The sequence below is a fragment of the Bradyrhizobium sp. AUGA SZCCT0158 genome (assembly GCF_018130065.1).
Lineage (GTDB): Bacteria > Pseudomonadota > Alphaproteobacteria > Rhizobiales > Xanthobacteraceae > Bradyrhizobium.
This window is the reverse complement of record NZ_JAFCME010000030.1, coordinates 53,926-67,839: the sequence shown is the minus strand read 5'-3', so window position 1 is coordinate 67,839 and position 13,914 is coordinate 53,926. Positions and strand designations below refer to the sequence as shown.

The following is a 13,914-nucleotide window of genomic DNA, read 5'->3' as shown; positions in this document are numbered from 1 at the left end:
CAACGTCCGTGACGACGGCCGACGCCCTTCTGACCAGGACGGGATGGCGATAGATGCGCACTGATTTGGGTCGGCCGGCAACAGAAATATTTTTGATTTACAGAAACTTTCTACTTGACACGATTTCCGCAAATCAGAACTGATTTGCCCGTCGGGTCGTTTTGTCGCGGCCGGCGTCCGAGATTGTGCTTGCGCGAGGAGCGACGCAGCTCACGCCGGCAGCCCCGCCTCGGCGCAATTGACGAGCCGCGCCGGCATGCCGACGGCGGTGCATCCGGCCGGCACGTCTTGCTCGATGAGCGCGCCGGCGCCGATCTTGGCGAAGTCGCCGATGCTGACATCGCCCAGGATCGTGGCGCCGGTGCTGAGCAGCACGCCGCGGCCGATCCGAGGCGCACGGCCCGGCAGCGCCTGCTTCCGGCCGATGGTGACGTTTTGCAGGATCGTCACCTCGTCGCCGATGACAACGAAGGCACCGACGATGATGCCGGTCGCGTGATCGAGAAACACCGAGACGCCGATCGAGGCGGTGGGATGGATGCTGACCTGCAGGGAATCCGACGACAGGCTTTGCAGCAACAAGGCGAGATCGGTTCGCTCGTTACGCCAGAGCCAGTTGGACACGCGCCAGGCCTGCAGCGCGACGTAGCCCTTGAAGTTGAGCAGCGGCGGCAGCAGCCCTTTGGTCGCAGGATCGTGAACGGCAATGCTTTGCAGATCGCGGCTTGCCGCATCGATCAGGTCGGGCGCGGCATGAAAGGCCTCACGGGCCACACGTGCGAACAGCTCGCGGTCATCAGCGGTCTTGCCGAGCCGTTCGCCGATCTGATGGGCGAGCGCGCGACTGAAATCGGCATGATCGAGGATCGCTGATGACAGCGAAGCGCCGAACAGCGGATCGCTGGCGAGGACGCTTTCCGCCTCGCGGCGGAGGGATCGCCAGATCTGGTCGACTGGTAGAACCTGGTTCTGGATCATCGCCATCACCTCAGTTGCGCCGGCTCGAAATATAGGTCGTCCAGGGGACTGCGCCATGGTCGGATAGTTTTGGCGGATGTAGTCGCTGATATCATCGAGGTTGCGGAGCGCCTCCTCGGTGTAGACGACCTTCATGCACGACGAAACTTATCAAACGCGGCCCTAACTTGCTCGTCCGTTGCAAAGCGTCCTTCGCCAGCATCCTTCAGGCCACGCTCAATCTCTGCGCGGGGGGAGTGGCGCGATAGTCTTCCCCGGAAAATCCCGCGTCGATTTCCAGCGCAAGCTCGGCAAGCTCCACCTGGGCAGCCTCTGGCCAAGCCTCGACACGTCGCATTGCGTCCTGAAGTAATTTCGTGGTCATGAGGCGGAGTATGACATATCGGCCCTGTTTTCTTACAGTGGCATCTCTGCGAGATGGCCGCAACCAAACCCGGGCGACGCCGCGCCGGCGCATAGGGTAACCGCCGCTGAGCGCCTCAACGGCCAGATCAAGCGGCGGGCCGGCTGGTTGGCATACGCTGGACGCCATCGCGCCAGCGAGCGATCCCACCGCATTCATCCTGCAGCAGTTCGTTGCTATGGCCTGCGGGCCTACGCCACTGACTTTCGTCCGCGGGTTCGCGGCGGCGTGATCAGGGCTTCCGCAGGAATGTTCCACTCGTGATGCAGCTTCCAGGCCATCCGCATCGTGAGGGCACGCTTTCTGGTCAGGATGTCCGATGCGCGCTGCCGTGAGCCGAGCAGACGCCCGAGATCGGCTTGGGTATAGCCGCCCGTTTCCATGCGATAGCGGATCGCCTCAATCGTCCCGGGCGGGTCGATTGGCCAGCGCTTGCGTTCGTAGTCCTCGACGATCAGCGCGAGAAGATCGAAGCGATCCGCCTCCGGCGTGCCCGGCTTCGGTTCGTTTTCGAAGTACCGCTCGATTTCTTCGAGCGCCTCGTCGTATTCGGTTTCGGTACGAATCGGACGGATCATTTTCTTCGCCAAGACACGGTCTCCGGATCGATACGATCATATTCAGCATGTGTACCGATGAACTTCACGAGGACGCGTCCGAACGCAAAGGAAACGTGAACGATCAACCGGTATTTGTTGCCGCCGAGATCGAAGATGACCCGGTTGTCGCCCACGAAATCGACGGTAGCTCCGAACTGCCGCTTTATCTCGGCCGGCCCCTTCCATCGTGCCTTGGCGACAATCGCGAACCACGCTCGAATCGGGCCCTCCGCATGCGGGTAACGCGCCCAGAATTCCCTCAGCGTCCGACGGGCGATCACCTGCATCGCCAAGTCATATCATGTCACCAATTTGGTGACAACTCGCCCCGGTACCGGGGCGAAGGCGGCTGCAAGACGCCGCGTATCCGCATAAAGCAAACCGCCCGTCTGTGCTGATCACAAACGGGCGGCTCGTTAGCCTTCAGGCGCTATGGGGGCACATCGCCCGAGGCGTTAGCTCAAGTTCAGCTTTGCGGCTGATCGTTCGGCGGGGTCGGACGCGGCTTGTGCTGCGCCATGAACTGGTCGAACTCTTCCTTGTCCTTGGCGTGACGCAGGCGATCGAGGAAGTCGCGGAATTCGACCTGCTCTTCCTCGAGGCGCCGCAGCGTTTCGGTGCGGTATTCGTCGAAGGCGCGGTTACCGCTCGAGGGAGGGCCGAAACCGCCGAAGCCGAAACCACGGCGCTCCATGCGGCCGCGCATCCGGTCCATCTTGTACTGCATCCGCTCCATCTTGTTCTGCCAGCGATCCTGGTGACTCCAGCAACCCATTTTTCTGCTCCCGAGTGTGAAAAAGAGAAGGGCAAGCCCGATCGGCCACCAGATGATGAAGCCGAGGATGGTTACGGCGATCCAGCCAGGATGCCAGGGGCTATCCAGCATATGCGGGGGCCGACTGGTTTCTTCAGCGGGGCCGCGCCATCGATTGACATCTGCGGTGTAGGCCATTTCCCTCTCCATGACGGCGATCACGCCGTTGTGAATGTAAATAACATTTACATACCTAAACCATCCACGTTTTTTGTCAAGCGGGCGGCAAGTGGCCGCCGGTAAATTATTTTGGAGAGCCCCAGGGGCCGGCCGGCGGAACCGGCGGCGGGCCGGACGGCTTCTCGCTCGCCGGGTCTTTCGCTGCAGCCCTGCGATCGGTCGGGAAGCCGAGCCCGCGCAGATAAATCAGCACTTCGGCTTCCAGGAGATCCTCGGCCGACATCGGCAGCTTGCGGCGCGCCGCATCGCCCCGCGCAAACAGCGACGCCACGCCGTGCGACATCGACCAGATGTGCAGCGCCATCATCATCGCGGGCGGCCGCGGCATGCCCGGCGGCACCAGCGCGGCGAGACGCTCGGCTGCCGCCCTGATCACGGCGAAGGCGCGTTCGCTCGCCGCCTGCAGTGTCGGACTAAGATCGACCGGAAGGCCGGATTCGAACATCGCCGAGTAGAACGCCGGCTCATTGCGCGCGAATGCCAGATAGGCTTTGCCCAGCCGCTCGAACGCCGTGACGGTGTCGGGGCGACCGTCGTCCCAGGCTTGCAGCAAGAGCGCCTCGAACTGCTCGAAGCCGCGCTGCGCGATCGAGGACAGCAATTCGTCGCGATCGCGAAAATGCCGGTAGGGCGCCGCCGGGCTGACGCCGGCCATCCGCGCGGCGTCGGCAAAAGTGAAACCGGCCGCGCCCTTTTCGGCGATCAGGCCAAGCGCCGCCTGCAGCAACGCTTCTTTCAGATTGCCGTGATGATAGCCGCGCTCGGGGCGGCGGGGTTCTTTGCGCCAACTCATGTGAAAGGCTTTTACATGAGTTGGCTATAAAGGTCACTTATTTTGGGCGTTCAGGAAGGTTAACGGGCGGAAATGCGTGGCTCCACAAGCGGCGCAAGCCGAGGTTCCAGCGCCTCACCGCGCCTTGTGCGCATTTCCCTTCTGCAACTCTTCGAAGCCTTTGGCTGCCTGCTGCACTTCCTCCGAGAAATCGGACATCTCCTGCACCTGGCGGATTTCGATGATCTCGTTCTCGGAAGCCGGGCACTTCTTGGCCCAGGCGATCGCCTCCTCGCGCGATGCGACGTCGATCATCCAGTAGCCGCCAAGCACTTCCTTGGCCTCGGTGAAGGGACCGTCGGTGACGATGGGCTTGCCGGATGCAAACGACACCCGCGCGCCCATCGACGGCGGGTGCAACCCGTCGAGCGCGATCAGGACTCCGGCTTCACTCAGCGCCTCATTGTATTTCATCATCGCCGTGACGCGCTCGCGATCGAGCTGCACATCCGGCGCCGCGGTTTCATAGCCCAGGGGGATCATCAGCATCATGAATCGCATGGTGGGGTTTCCTGTTTTGGAAGCTGTCATTCCGGGGCGCGCGAAGCGCGAACTCCGATGTGCAATTGCACATCGGAGAATCTCGAGATTCCGGGTTCAGCCCTGCGGGCTGCCCCGGAATGACTTCGTCATTTCTTCCCCGCCTGCGCGCGCAGGCGATCTTCCTGCTCGCGCAGTTCGGGGGTGAAGGCCTCGCCAAAATCCTCGGCCGCGAACACCTGGCGGATTTCGATCTCGGCGCCGCCGTCGAACGGCGCGCGCTTCATCCACGCGATCGCCTCGTCGAGCGATTTGGCGTTGATCAGCCAGAAGCCGGCGACGAGATCGCTGGTCAGGGGGAACGGCCCTTTGACGGCGCTACCCTCTCCGCCCTGATATTTGACCCGTGCGCCTTTCGAAGATGGATGCAGCCCCTCGCCCGCCTCCATCATGCCGGCCTTGACCAGTTCCTCGTTGAACTTGCCCATGGCGGTCAGCATCTCCGTGCTCGGCATCACGCCGGCTTCGGTATCCTTGCTGGCCTTCACAATCACCATGAATCGCATCGTTTCGCTCCGTTTGTCTGTCTGGCCGGTCGGCCGGTACCATCGCTCGTCAACATGACGAACCGGGCTTTGCGGCACCGACATGTCGGTGAAAATTATTTTGCAGGCTTGCCCCGGGCGCTGCGCAGCAAGCCGCTTCGCTTGGTGCGCTGCCGACCCGGGGTCAATCCATCGCGTTGAGGGAATGGACCCCGAATCAGCGAAGCAGCGTTACACGCTGCATCGCGTTCGGGGAACGTCGCGGGGGCGCACGCTCAATCGCCGATCGCCTGTCCGGCGCCTCTAGCCCTGCTGCTTAACAAAAACGCCGTTCTGATAGGTCGCGCCGAAATAGACGTCGATGCGCCTGATCCTGTCGCCGGCGAAAGCGAAGGACTCCGTATTGCGGAAACTCTTGCCTTCCTTGGCGACGCATCGATAGGTCACAAACGCCGCCTCGCCCTCGACCATGATCCGCTCGAGATCCTGTCGTTCGATCCAGTCGCTGTTCTGCCAGCACCGCTCGAAATAGGTCGCCTTGTCGATTTCGTCGTCATAGGGGCTGGTGAAACGGAAATCGTCGGTGAAGGCGGCCTCGACCGCCGCGCGGTCGTTCGCCAAATAGGCGGCGAACAGGTTGCGGATGATCCCGGTCTTGCTTGCGGAGCTCATTCAGCCCTCCTTCGGCACCATGTTGAAATAGGGCTCGGCCTCCTTCAGCACCCGTGTGAAGGACGGCCGCGCCCTCAGACGCTCGAGATAGGCGGCAAGGTTTGTCTCGCTGTCGCCGAACGGCAGCGCCATGCCGCCGTAGAACAGCGACGGCGCCGCGGCGCAGTCGGCGAGGCTGAAATCTTCGCCCATTGCCCAGGCTCCGCCGGCCATCTGCCGTTCGATCATCGCGTATGACGTGCGCAGCTGCGTGCGCGCCTCCTCGACGCCGTGGGGGTCCTTCCTCCCTTCAGGGCGAAGCCGGTCGAGCATGATCTTCTGCATCGGCAAATGCACATAGAGATCGAAGAAGCGGTCGCGCAGCCGGGTCTGCAGGGCCCTGTCAGCGTCAGCCGGAATCAAACGCGTACGTCCGGGATAATGGCGATCGAGATATTCGATCACGATGCTCGATTCCGGGACGATCTCGCCCCTGGCATCGTCCTGCAGCACCGGAAATTTTCCGATTCCCCATAGTTGCAGCAGTGCGGCGCGTTCGGCCGGATTGCCGAGATCGACCAGCTTCGGCGTGAACGGGACGCCGTTCTCATAGAGCGCAATCAGCGCCTTCCAGCAGAACGACGCCAGCGGGTGGAAATGCAACGTCAGCGACATCTAAGCTCCGGATGTTGAGGCACGCCAGCAAGACGAACCAGGTTTTGGCCAACCGACATTTGCGGCGAACTATTTCGAAACTGCCGGCGCGTAGCGCAGGATCACGATGCCGGTCGACAACGCCCGGCTGTCCAGCAGCTTCAGCTTGGTCCGCGCGCCCTGCTTGAACAACGGCGTTCCGCCGCCAAAGATGATCGGGTTCAGCGCGATGCGGAATTCGTCGATCACGCCGTGCGGGATCAGGTGCGACGCCAGATCGGCGCTGCCGAACAGAAAGATATCCTTCGTCGCATCGCGCTTCAATTTGGTGACGGTATCAGCCGCATCCTCTGCGAACATCCGCGTGTTGTTCCAGGCGGATTGTTTCAGCGTGCGCGAGAACACGTATTTCGGCACCGCATTCATGAAGTCGGCGACCTCGCCGGTCGCCTTCGGCCAATGGTTCGCCATCAGCTCATAGGTGAAGCGGCCGAACAGCAATCCGCCGGCGGCGTTGAGCTGCTCGATCGACAATCGCTCGAGTTCTTCGCCCCAGACGTCTTCATGCCAGGAGATGTCCCGGTTCGGCCCTTCGACGAAGCCGTCCACCGTCATCAGGTTCCACATGATCAGCTTTGCCATCTCTGCGCTCCCTTAACTGATTGCAATTTGCAACTGGTTGCAGTCTGAGGCAACCAGTGCAATATTGCAAGCAGTTTTTCGGGGACGAATTCCATGACCGACGATCAACGCTCCGGCTGCCCGATCAACCTCACGCTGGAAGTGGTCGGCGACAAATGGAGCCTGCTCATCATCCGCGACATGATGTTCGGCAACCGGCGGCATTTTCGCGAGCTATTGACCAAGTCGGAGGAAGGCATCTCCTCCAACATCCTCGCCGACCGGCTGAAGACGTTGCTCGATGCCGACATCATCACCCGCGAGGACGATCCCAGCCACAAGCAGAAGGGAATCTATTCGCTGACCGAACAGGGCATCGAATTGCTGCCGGTCCTCGCGCAGATGGCGGCCTGGGGTTACCAATATCTCCCGGTCTCCGAAGAACTCGGCATCCGCGCCAGGCTGCTCAGCGAGGGCGGACCCAAAATGTGGTCAGAGTTCATGGACGAGTTGCGCGAGACACATCTCGGCATTGCCCGGCGCAAGAAGGGACCGACGGTCGGTGAGCGGCTCCAGGCGGCGTGTGAGAGTGTCGTGAACCGGACATAATGTTCAAAAATCTGAAGAATGCGCTCCGTATGAATACGTAGGCCAGCAGGCCACGTCAGAGGCATTCACTCTGCACATCAACGTGCACACGCGAAAAATTATCGCGATGAATGAAGGGCGCACATGAAGTTCACACCGAGCAGCGCATCGCACCAATTTCATCAGGCAAAACATTGGCGCGCGAGATGGTTTACCGTTGATAAACGGGTATCTGCAACTTTTCCCGGTGAATTATCAGCCATCCATTTTTTAAACTGCGCGGAGCCTCACGTGTTCAATTTGCAAAAGAAAGCAAACACCCAAAGCGCGCTTGCCCAAGCCGCTGCCATCAACAAGTCGCAGGCCGTGATCGAGTTCAAGCTCGACGGCACCATCGTCACGGCGAACCCGAATTTTCTCGGCGCCGTGGGCTACACGCTGGCCGAAATCCAGGGCAAGCATCACGGCATGTTCGTCGATCCGGCCGAGCGCGAGAGCGCGGCCTATCGCGAATTCTGGGCGCGGCTGAACCGGGGCGAATACCAGGCCGCGCAATACAAGCGGTTCGGCAAGGGCGGCCGCGAGATCTGGATCCAGGCGTCCTACAATCCGATCCTCGATAGTGGCGGCAAACCGGTCGGGGTCATCAAGTTCGCGACCGACATCACGGCGCAAAAGGTCCACAGCATGGAGGACGCCGGCAAGATCGCCGCGATCAGCCGGGCCCAGGCCGTGATCGAATTCAACATGGACGGCACCATCGTCACCGCCAACGAGAATTTCCTCGGCGCGGTCGGTTACGCGCTCGATGAGATCCAGGGCAAGCACCACAGCATGTTCGTGATCCCGGAAGATCGCGACAGCGCGGCCTATCGCGAGTTCTGGGCGCGGCTGAACCGCGGTCAGTACGAAGCCGCCGAATACAAACGGCTCGGCAAGGGCGGCAAGGAAATCTGGATCCTCGCCAGCTACAATCCGATCCTCAACGAGACCGGCAAGCCGTTCAAGGTGGTCAAGTTCGCCACCGACGTCACCGCGCAAAAGCTGAAAGCCGCCGACAATGACGGCCAGATCGCAGCGATCGTCAAATCGCAGGCCGTGATCGAATTCAACATGGACGGCACCATCCGCACCGCCAATCCGAATTTCTGCGCCGCGCTCGGCTATTCGCTGCCGGAAATCCAGGGCAAGCATCACGGCATGTTCGTCGAGCCGAACGAGCGCAATGCGCCGGCGTATCGCGAATTCTGGGAAAGCCTCAATCGCGGCCAGTACCAGGCGGCGGAATACAAGCGGATCGCCAAGGGCGGCCGCGAGATCTGGATCCAGGCGTCCTACAATCCGATCCTCGACCTCAACGGCAAGCCGTTCAAGGTGGTGAAATACGCGACCGACATCACCGCCCAGGCGATCGCGCGCAAGAAGGCCGAGAACGCCCGCGGCCTGATCGAGTCGGTGGCGGCGGGCAGCGAGGAGATGAGCGCCTCGATCCGCGAAATTTCCGAGACCATGACCAAGTCCAAGGCGAATGCCGCGAATGCGACCGCGCGGGTCGACGCCGCGGACGCGCAAGCTGTGAAGCTCAGCGCCGCTTCGCAGGCCATGAGCGGGATCGTCGAGCTGATCGGCAACATCACCGGACAGATCAATCTTCTGGCGCTGAATGCCACCATCGAATCGGCCCGTGCCGGCGAAGCGGGCCGCGGCTTTGCCGTGGTGGCCTCCGAGGTCAAGAACCTTGCCAATCAGGCCAAGCACGCCACCGACACGATCTCGAAGGAGATCGAACAGCTCAACGGCGTCGCCAGCGAAGTCGTGGGCTCGCTCACGGCCATCAAGGAGGCGATCGCCAGCGTCAACGAGTTCATCGCTTCCACGGCGGCTGCCGTGGAAGAACAGAGCGCCGTCACATCGGACATGTCGTCCAACATGCAGCGCGCCTCCGCGGAATTGGCCTGATACGGGACCGCCAGCCCCTCGTATCGGTTCAATCAGCCTTCGGGAGCCATCCCGAAGGCGAGCTTGACCGGCACCGCAGGCGCAGAAGCGCAGCGGTGCCGGATTTTTTCGGCATCGGCGGACGCTCAGACCGCTTCCCACCGCCGCGTCACTTCCGTCGCGCCCTCGACCGTGGCCTCGAAGATCGGCGACGCCAGCACGGCGTGGATGTGCAGCGTGGTAGTGCCGGAATTGCGGAAGCCGTGCAGTTGCCCAGCCGGCACGATCAGGGATTGCCCCGACGTGACGATGCTGCGTTCCGCGCCGAGCCACATCTCGGCCTCGCCCTCGCGCACGGTGAGCACCTCCTCTACGGGATGCGAATGCGTCGGGGCGCCGGCGCCGGGCGCTATCCATTGCTCGAAGATGCATAAATGCCTGGCGCCGTTGCGCGCCGAAACCAGCATGCGGGTCTCCACACCCAGCCGCCATTGCTCCGGTGGCATATCCCTGACGTCGACCACCATCATTGCCGGACCCTTTCGGTTGCCGTGACCTCGCGTGGTTCGAGAGCGTGCGCCGGATGCGGCGCAGAATGCAAGCGCGGGCTGCCGGCAGGTTCGAGACACAATGAACGGCGTGGGGTATAGAGCCAAAGAATCAATCACCAGCGGACCTCCTCCATGCCCTCTTCCCTGTCAAAAGTCGCACTCGTCACCGGCGCCGCGCGCGGCATCGGGCTTGCGACCGCAAAACGCTTTCTCGCCGATGGCTGGCGCGTGGCGCTGCTCGACATCGAGGGCGAATTGCTGCGTGGCGCGGTCGCCGCGCTGGCCAATCCGGACAACACGCAGGCGCTGCATTGCGACGTCAGCGATGCCGGCGCGGTGGCCTCGGCGATGACAAGTGTGATCGGGCGCTTTGGCCGGCTCGATGCGCTGGTGAACAACGCCGGCGTCGCGGTGTTCGCACCCCTGCTCGAGACATCGGACGAGGACTGGAACCGGATCCTCGCGGTCAATCTCACCGGGCCATTTATCTGCACCAAGGCCGCCGCGCCCCTGATGCGCGAACATGGCGGCGGCGCAGTGGTGAACATCACGTCGATCTCGGCGGTGCGCGCCTCGACGCTGCGTTCGGCCTACGGCACCAGCAAAGCGGGGCTTGCGCATTTGACAAAGCAGCTCGCGGTCGAACTGGCCTCGCTCGGCATCCGCGTCAACGCCGTCGCGCCCGGCCCGGTCGAGACCGCGATGGCGAAGGCGGTCCACACCCCGGAAATCCGCGCCGATTACCACGACGCCATTCCGCTCAATCGTTATGGCCTCGAAGAAGAACTGGCGGAAGCGGTGTTCTTCCTCTGCAGCGACCGCTCCAGCTACATCACCGGGCAGGTGCTGGCCGTCGACGGTGGCTTTGACGCCGCCGGCATCGGCTTGCCGACGCTGCGCGGGGAACGAAGGAATGGTTGACGCTATTCCCACCAGCGCTGGTTGACTGACCCGACGCGCCAGCCGGCATCGAGGCGATCGATCCTTGTCAGCGACAGCGGATCGATCACGAAGCGCAGTGCGTTGTCGGGCGCAAGATCCAGCGCGATGGCGAGCACCGCGCGGATGGTGCCGGAATGCACGACCAGCACCGCCTCGCCCGCGGGCAGACGCGAAAGTCCGTCCCGCGCGCGATCGATCTGATCGACAAAGCTTTCGCCGCCCGGCGGCCGGTTGCTGGCGGGCGATTTCCAGAACGCCTGATAGGCATCGCCGAGTTCGGTGGTGAGATCATTGTGCCGCCGCCCGGTCCACGCGCCAAAATCCTGTTCGCGGAAGGCTGCCTCCTCGACCGGATCGAGTCCGAGCGTGAGTGCGGTCTGCCGCGTTCGCCGCGCCGGGCTGCAGACCGCATGGGCGCCCGGCGGCAATCTTGTTTTGAGCGCCGCAAAGGCCGCAGCGTCACTGACATCGGCCGGCGCATCCGGGCCGTGAATCACGCCGCGCGGTCCGTCGACCGGCGCGTGCCGGATCAGCCAGAGATGCGTTTCGTCGCTCATGCGAGCCGCGCCGCCAACAGCACGAGGATAGCGGTCTCCGCCACCTGCTCGGCGCCACCCAGCACATCGCCGGTCTGGCCGCCGATCTGCCGCTGCGCCAGCCACGCCATGCCGAAACCGCTCAAGCCGGCCAGCAGCGCCGCGAACAGCGCGTTGCTCCAGGACAGCGACAGCAGCGCGACGATCACCGCCAGCACGACGGCGATCGTCGCCGTCGCCGCATCGGGCTGGCCGGCGTTGCGGGCGAGGCCGTCGTTGCGCGCATAGGGCAGCTTCACCGACATCCAGGGCAGGATGCCCCGGCCAAGCGCGTGCGCGGCGATCAGGCTCGGCACGACATAGCCGTCCGGAACCGCCGCCAGCGCGGAAAGCTTGGCGGCAAAGCTGACCAGCAGGATCAGCGCGCCGTAAGTGCCGAGCCGGCTGTCGCGCATGATCTCGAGTTTGGCGGCGCGGTCGCGGCCGCCGCCGAAACCGTCGGCGACGTCGGCGAGGCCATCCTCGTGCAGCGCGCCGGTCAGGATCGCGCCGGCGCCGAGCGCAAGCGCGGCGGCGGCGAGATCAGGCACACCGACGGACCGCAGGCCGAGACAGACCAGTCCCACCACCGCGCCGATCAAGGCGCCGACGACCGGAAACATCCGGTGCGCGCGCACGAAATTGGCCGGCATCGGGCCTTGCGGATGCGGCATCGGCAGTCGCGTCAGGAACGCGACGGCCGTTCTTAAATCGTCGAGCCATTCATTCATGGTGTAACCTGAAAAATCGTCTTAACCTGCGGCCCGTCCGACTCGTGCATGATCGCGCGCAATCATGCACATAGGGAATCGCATGCAGTTCGACAGTCTAGACGACATCCGCGCTTTCTGTCGCGACTTGCCCGAAGGCGACGTGCGGTTCGCGGAAGCCGCCGTGCGCCGTCAGCAGAACCTGACCAAGCCGCCGGGAAGCCTCGGCCGGCTCGAAGAGCTTGCGATCTGGCTGGCGCAATGGCAGGGCCGCGAATCGCCGCGGCTGGATCGCGTCACGATAACCGTGTTCGCCGGCAATCACGGCGTCGCCGCGCGCGGCGTCTCGGCCTATCCGCCTGAAGTCACCGCGCAGATGGTGGCGAATTTTGCCGCCGGGGGTGCCGCCATCAATCAGATCGCCAGGCTGGCCGGCGCCGATCTGCGCGTGGTGCCGATCGAGCTCGATCGGCCGACCCGCGACTTCACCATGGCCGCCGCGATGGATGCCGATGATTTCCTGAACGCGGTCGAGATCGGCTACCGCGCCGTGCCCGAAGATTGCGACCTGCTGGCGGTCGGCGAGATGGGCATCGCGAACACCACGTCGGCGGCGATGCTGTGCGCGGCGTTGATCGGCGGCGGCGCGGCGCGCTGGGCCGGCCGCGGCACCGGCGTCGATGATGAAGGGCTGGCGCGCAAGCGCGCGGTGATCGATGCGGCGCTGGACTATCACCGCGGCATTCTCTTGGATCCGCTGGCCGTGGCGGCGGCGCTCGGCGGCCGCGAGCTGGCTGGTATCGCCGGCGCCGTGCTGGCGGCGCGGCGGCACGGCATACCGGTGCTGCTCGACGGGTTCGTGGCGACATCGGCCGTGCTGCCGCTGGCGCATCTCGACGCGGGCGCGCTGGATCACTGCCGCGCCGGGCATGTCTCCGCCGAGTCAGGGCATCGCGATCTCTTGCGCGAACTCGGCCTGGCCCCGCTGCTCGATCTCGACATGCGGCTTGGCGAAGCCTCAGGCGCCGGTCTCGCAATCCTGCTGATGCGTGCGGCGCTGGCCTGCCACGCCGGGATGGCGACGTTCGCCGAGGCCGGGGTTTCCGGCGCGGATGATTAGAGCGTTTTCGAGCGAGCATGCCCTCGGCTTGATCCGGGGGTGGGTACCGGTTCGCGTCAAAAAAGAGAAGTTCGAGCCTCGATTCTGATGCAATCGGAACCGAGGCTCTAGCGAACCTTGCCGGCCGCGCCGAGGTTGACTGGTTCAACAGGTCCGGGACGAAGGAGCCGCACATGCGAATGGCGCTCATCAAGGCAATTGTTGTTGCGGCGGCGCTATGCGCGGCGGTTTCACCTGTTCGTGCCGAGGTGCGCATCCTCGCCAGCCCCGGCGGACAGGTCGGCCCGTTTCTCGACCTGTTCGAGCGCCTGCGCGCGTCCGGCGAGCGCGTCGTGATCGACGGGCCATGCCTGTCGGCCTGCACGCTGGTGCTGAGCACGGTACCGAACGAACGCATCTGCGTGACGCGCCGCGCGGTGCTCGGCTTCCACGGCGCGCGGTCGATCGACCGCCGCGGCCGGTTGTATGCCGAACCGGAAGCGTCGCAGGCGGTGCTGGAAGCCTATCCGGCGCCGGTCCGTAACTGGATCAGCCGCCGCGGCGGATTGACGTCGCGGATGTTGTTGCTGCGCGGGCGCGAACTCGCCGCGATTTACCCGTCGTGCAGGTGAAGGATCTGTAGGGTGGGTTAGGCGAAGCCGTAACCCACCGCCTTTGAGCGGGGAAAGTGGTGGGTTTCGCGGAGTTTATCATCGGGCGCGCATTCGCGCGACCCGGTGGCTCTACCCACCCT

18 protein-coding genes are annotated in these 13,914 nt (G+C 63.7%); 5 read left to right on the top strand and 13 right to left on the bottom strand.

The window, feature by feature from the left end; translation table 11 throughout:
- Nucleotides 1–210: 210 nt before the first annotated feature.
- From JQ574_RS29935 to JQ574_RS29890, 10 genes are all read right to left on the bottom strand, one after another.
- Nucleotides 211–978, bottom strand: coding sequence for a serine acetyltransferase (locus JQ574_RS29935; RefSeq protein ID WP_212213259.1), 768 nt, complete (start codon nt 976–978; stop codon nt 211–213).
- 594 nt (nt 979–1,572) lie between these two features.
- Nucleotides 1,573–1,959, bottom strand: a complete 387-nt coding sequence (locus tag JQ574_RS29930; protein WP_212213096.1) for a type II toxin-antitoxin system HigA family antitoxin — start codon at nt 1,957–1,959, stop codon at nt 1,573–1,575.
- The gene (locus tag JQ574_RS29925; RefSeq protein WP_212213273.1) at nt 1,956–2,267 is read right to left on the bottom strand and encodes a type II toxin-antitoxin system HigB family toxin; all 312 of its coding nucleotides are present in this window, start codon (nt 2,265–2,267) and stop codon (nt 1,956–1,958) included. The genes JQ574_RS29930 and JQ574_RS29925 overlap by 4 nt, the downstream gene beginning before the upstream one ends.
- Nucleotides 2,268–2,446: 179 nt before the next feature.
- Complete coding sequence (locus JQ574_RS29920) at nt 2,447–2,932, bottom strand: DUF2852 domain-containing protein (RefSeq protein WP_211999528.1); 486 nt, start codon at nt 2,930–2,932, stop codon at nt 2,447–2,449.
- Nucleotides 2,933–3,038: 106 nt separating this feature from the next.
- Complete coding sequence (locus tag JQ574_RS29915) at nt 3,039–3,767, bottom strand: TetR/AcrR family transcriptional regulator (RefSeq protein ID WP_212213098.1); 729 nt, start codon at nt 3,765–3,767, stop codon at nt 3,039–3,041.
- A gap of 114 nt (nt 3,768–3,881) precedes the next feature.
- Complete coding sequence (locus JQ574_RS29910; RefSeq protein ID WP_212213100.1) at nt 3,882–4,307, bottom strand: YciI family protein; 426 nt, start codon at nt 4,305–4,307, stop codon at nt 3,882–3,884.
- 128 nt (nt 4,308–4,435) lie between these two features.
- Complete coding sequence (locus tag JQ574_RS29905; protein WP_212213102.1) at nt 4,436–4,852, bottom strand: YciI family protein; 417 nt, start codon at nt 4,850–4,852, stop codon at nt 4,436–4,438.
- A gap of 282 nt (nt 4,853–5,134) precedes the next feature.
- Complete coding sequence (locus JQ574_RS29900; protein ID WP_212213104.1) at nt 5,135–5,503, bottom strand: nuclear transport factor 2 family protein; 369 nt, start codon at nt 5,501–5,503, stop codon at nt 5,135–5,137.
- Complete coding sequence (locus tag JQ574_RS29895; protein ID WP_212213106.1) at nt 5,504–6,157, bottom strand: glutathione S-transferase family protein; 654 nt, start codon at nt 6,155–6,157, stop codon at nt 5,504–5,506. It lies immediately after the preceding gene.
- 69 nt (nt 6,158–6,226) lie between these two features.
- Nucleotides 6,227–6,778 carry a dihydrofolate reductase family protein gene (locus JQ574_RS29890; RefSeq protein ID WP_212213108.1) on the bottom strand — a complete coding sequence of 184 codons (552 nt, stop codon included), beginning with the start codon at nt 6,776–6,778 and terminating at the stop codon, nt 6,227–6,229.
- A 93-nt stretch (nt 6,779–6,871) separates the two neighbouring features.
- Between JQ574_RS29890 and JQ574_RS29885 the strand changes: the two genes are divergently transcribed.
- Complete coding sequence (locus JQ574_RS29885; RefSeq protein ID WP_212213111.1) at nt 6,872–7,366, top strand: helix-turn-helix domain-containing protein; 495 nt, start codon at nt 6,872–6,874, stop codon at nt 7,364–7,366.
- Between the two features lie 270 nt (nt 7,367–7,636).
- Complete coding sequence (locus tag JQ574_RS29880; protein ID WP_212384130.1) at nt 7,637–9,304, top strand: PAS domain-containing methyl-accepting chemotaxis protein; 1,668 nt, start codon at nt 7,637–7,639, stop codon at nt 9,302–9,304.
- A gap of 125 nt (nt 9,305–9,429) precedes the next feature.
- Here JQ574_RS29880 and JQ574_RS29875 read toward each other — a convergent pair whose 3' ends face one another.
- Nucleotides 9,430–9,813 (bottom strand): cupin domain-containing protein, encoded by a 384-nt coding sequence (locus JQ574_RS29875; RefSeq protein ID WP_312014738.1) that lies wholly within the window; start codon nt 9,811–9,813, stop codon nt 9,430–9,432.
- Nucleotides 9,814–9,966: 153 nt separating this feature from the next.
- Here JQ574_RS29875 and JQ574_RS29870 point away from each other — a divergent pair, with 153 nt between their 5' ends.
- On the top strand, nt 9,967–10,755 hold the full coding sequence (locus JQ574_RS29870; RefSeq protein ID WP_212213117.1) for an SDR family NAD(P)-dependent oxidoreductase: 789 nt from the start codon (nt 9,967–9,969) through the stop codon (nt 10,753–10,755).
- A gap of 2 nt (nt 10,756–10,757) precedes the next feature.
- Here JQ574_RS29870 and JQ574_RS29865 read toward each other — a convergent pair whose 3' ends face one another.
- Together JQ574_RS29865 and cobS are read right to left on the bottom strand one after the other, a co-directional pair.
- Nucleotides 10,758–11,333 (bottom strand): histidine phosphatase family protein, encoded by a 576-nt coding sequence (locus tag JQ574_RS29865; RefSeq protein WP_212213119.1) that lies wholly within the window; start codon nt 11,331–11,333, stop codon nt 10,758–10,760.
- Nucleotides 11,330–12,082 carry an adenosylcobinamide-GDP ribazoletransferase gene (gene cobS, locus JQ574_RS29860; protein WP_212213122.1) on the bottom strand — a complete coding sequence of 251 codons (753 nt, stop codon included), beginning with the start codon at nt 12,080–12,082 and terminating at the stop codon, nt 11,330–11,332. The genes JQ574_RS29865 and cobS overlap by 4 nt, the downstream gene beginning before the upstream one ends.
- 82 nt (nt 12,083–12,164) lie before the next feature.
- On the opposite strand from cobS, the gene cobT reads away from it, so the two are divergent.
- Together cobT and JQ574_RS29850 are read left to right on the top strand one after the other, a co-directional pair.
- Nucleotides 12,165–13,181: a nicotinate-nucleotide--dimethylbenzimidazole phosphoribosyltransferase gene (cobT, locus tag JQ574_RS29855; RefSeq protein WP_212213125.1), complete on the top strand. Its 1,017-nt coding sequence runs from the start codon at nt 12,165–12,167 to the stop codon at nt 13,179–13,181.
- A gap of 179 nt (nt 13,182–13,360) precedes the next feature.
- Nucleotides 13,361–13,792, top strand: coding sequence for a hypothetical protein (locus JQ574_RS29850; protein WP_249119690.1), 432 nt, complete (start codon nt 13,361–13,363; stop codon nt 13,790–13,792).
- The last annotated feature ends 122 nt before the right edge of the window (nt 13,793–13,914 follow it).

What these genes read in the sequence shown, in the direction of transcription:
- cobS (WP_212213122.1), bottom strand. Translation starts at nt 12,082, where the DNA reads ATGAATGAATGGCTCGACGATTTAAGAACGGCCGTCGCGTTCCTGACG.
- JQ574_RS29915 (WP_212213098.1), bottom strand. Translation starts at nt 3,767, where the DNA reads ATGAGTTGGCGCAAAGAACCCCGCCGCCCCGAGCGCGGCTATCATCAC.
- cobT (WP_212213125.1), top strand. Translation starts at nt 12,165, where the DNA reads ATGCAGTTCGACAGTCTAGACGACATCCGCGCTTTCTGTCGCGACTTG.
- JQ574_RS29905 (WP_212213102.1), bottom strand. Translation starts at nt 4,852, where the DNA reads ATGCGATTCATGGTGATTGTGAAGGCCAGCAAGGATACCGAAGCCGGC.
- JQ574_RS29925 (WP_212213273.1), bottom strand. Translation starts at nt 2,267, where the DNA reads ATGCAGGTGATCGCCCGTCGGACGCTGAGGGAATTCTGGGCGCGTTAC.
- JQ574_RS29890 (WP_212213108.1), bottom strand. Translation starts at nt 6,778, where the DNA reads ATGGCAAAGCTGATCATGTGGAACCTGATGACGGTGGACGGCTTCGTC.
- JQ574_RS29900 (WP_212213104.1), bottom strand. Translation starts at nt 5,503, where the DNA reads ATGAGCTCCGCAAGCAAGACCGGGATCATCCGCAACCTGTTCGCCGCC.
- JQ574_RS29895 (WP_212213106.1), bottom strand. Translation starts at nt 6,157, where the DNA reads ATGTCGCTGACGTTGCATTTCCACCCGCTGGCGTCGTTCTGCTGGAAG.
- JQ574_RS29875 (WP_312014738.1), bottom strand. Translation starts at nt 9,813, where the DNA reads ATGATGGTGGTCGACGTCAGGGATATGCCACCGGAGCAATGGCGGCTG.
- JQ574_RS29910 (WP_212213100.1), bottom strand. Translation starts at nt 4,307, where the DNA reads ATGCGATTCATGATGCTGATGATCCCCCTGGGCTATGAAACCGCGGCG.
- JQ574_RS29870 (WP_212213117.1), top strand. Translation starts at nt 9,967, where the DNA reads ATGCCCTCTTCCCTGTCAAAAGTCGCACTCGTCACCGGCGCCGCGCGC.
- JQ574_RS29920 (WP_211999528.1), bottom strand. Translation starts at nt 2,932, where the DNA reads ATGGCCTACACCGCAGATGTCAATCGATGGCGCGGCCCCGCTGAAGAA.
- JQ574_RS29935 (WP_212213259.1), bottom strand. Translation starts at nt 978, where the DNA reads ATGATCCAGAACCAGGTTCTACCAGTCGACCAGATCTGGCGATCCCTC.
- JQ574_RS29885 (WP_212213111.1), top strand. Translation starts at nt 6,872, where the DNA reads ATGACCGACGATCAACGCTCCGGCTGCCCGATCAACCTCACGCTGGAA.
- JQ574_RS29865 (WP_212213119.1), bottom strand. Translation starts at nt 11,333, where the DNA reads ATGAGCGACGAAACGCATCTCTGGCTGATCCGGCACGCGCCGGTCGAC.
- JQ574_RS29850 (WP_249119690.1), top strand. Translation starts at nt 13,361, where the DNA reads ATGGCGCTCATCAAGGCAATTGTTGTTGCGGCGGCGCTATGCGCGGCG.
- JQ574_RS29930 (WP_212213096.1), bottom strand. Translation starts at nt 1,959, where the DNA reads ATGATCCGTCCGATTCGTACCGAAACCGAATACGACGAGGCGCTCGAA.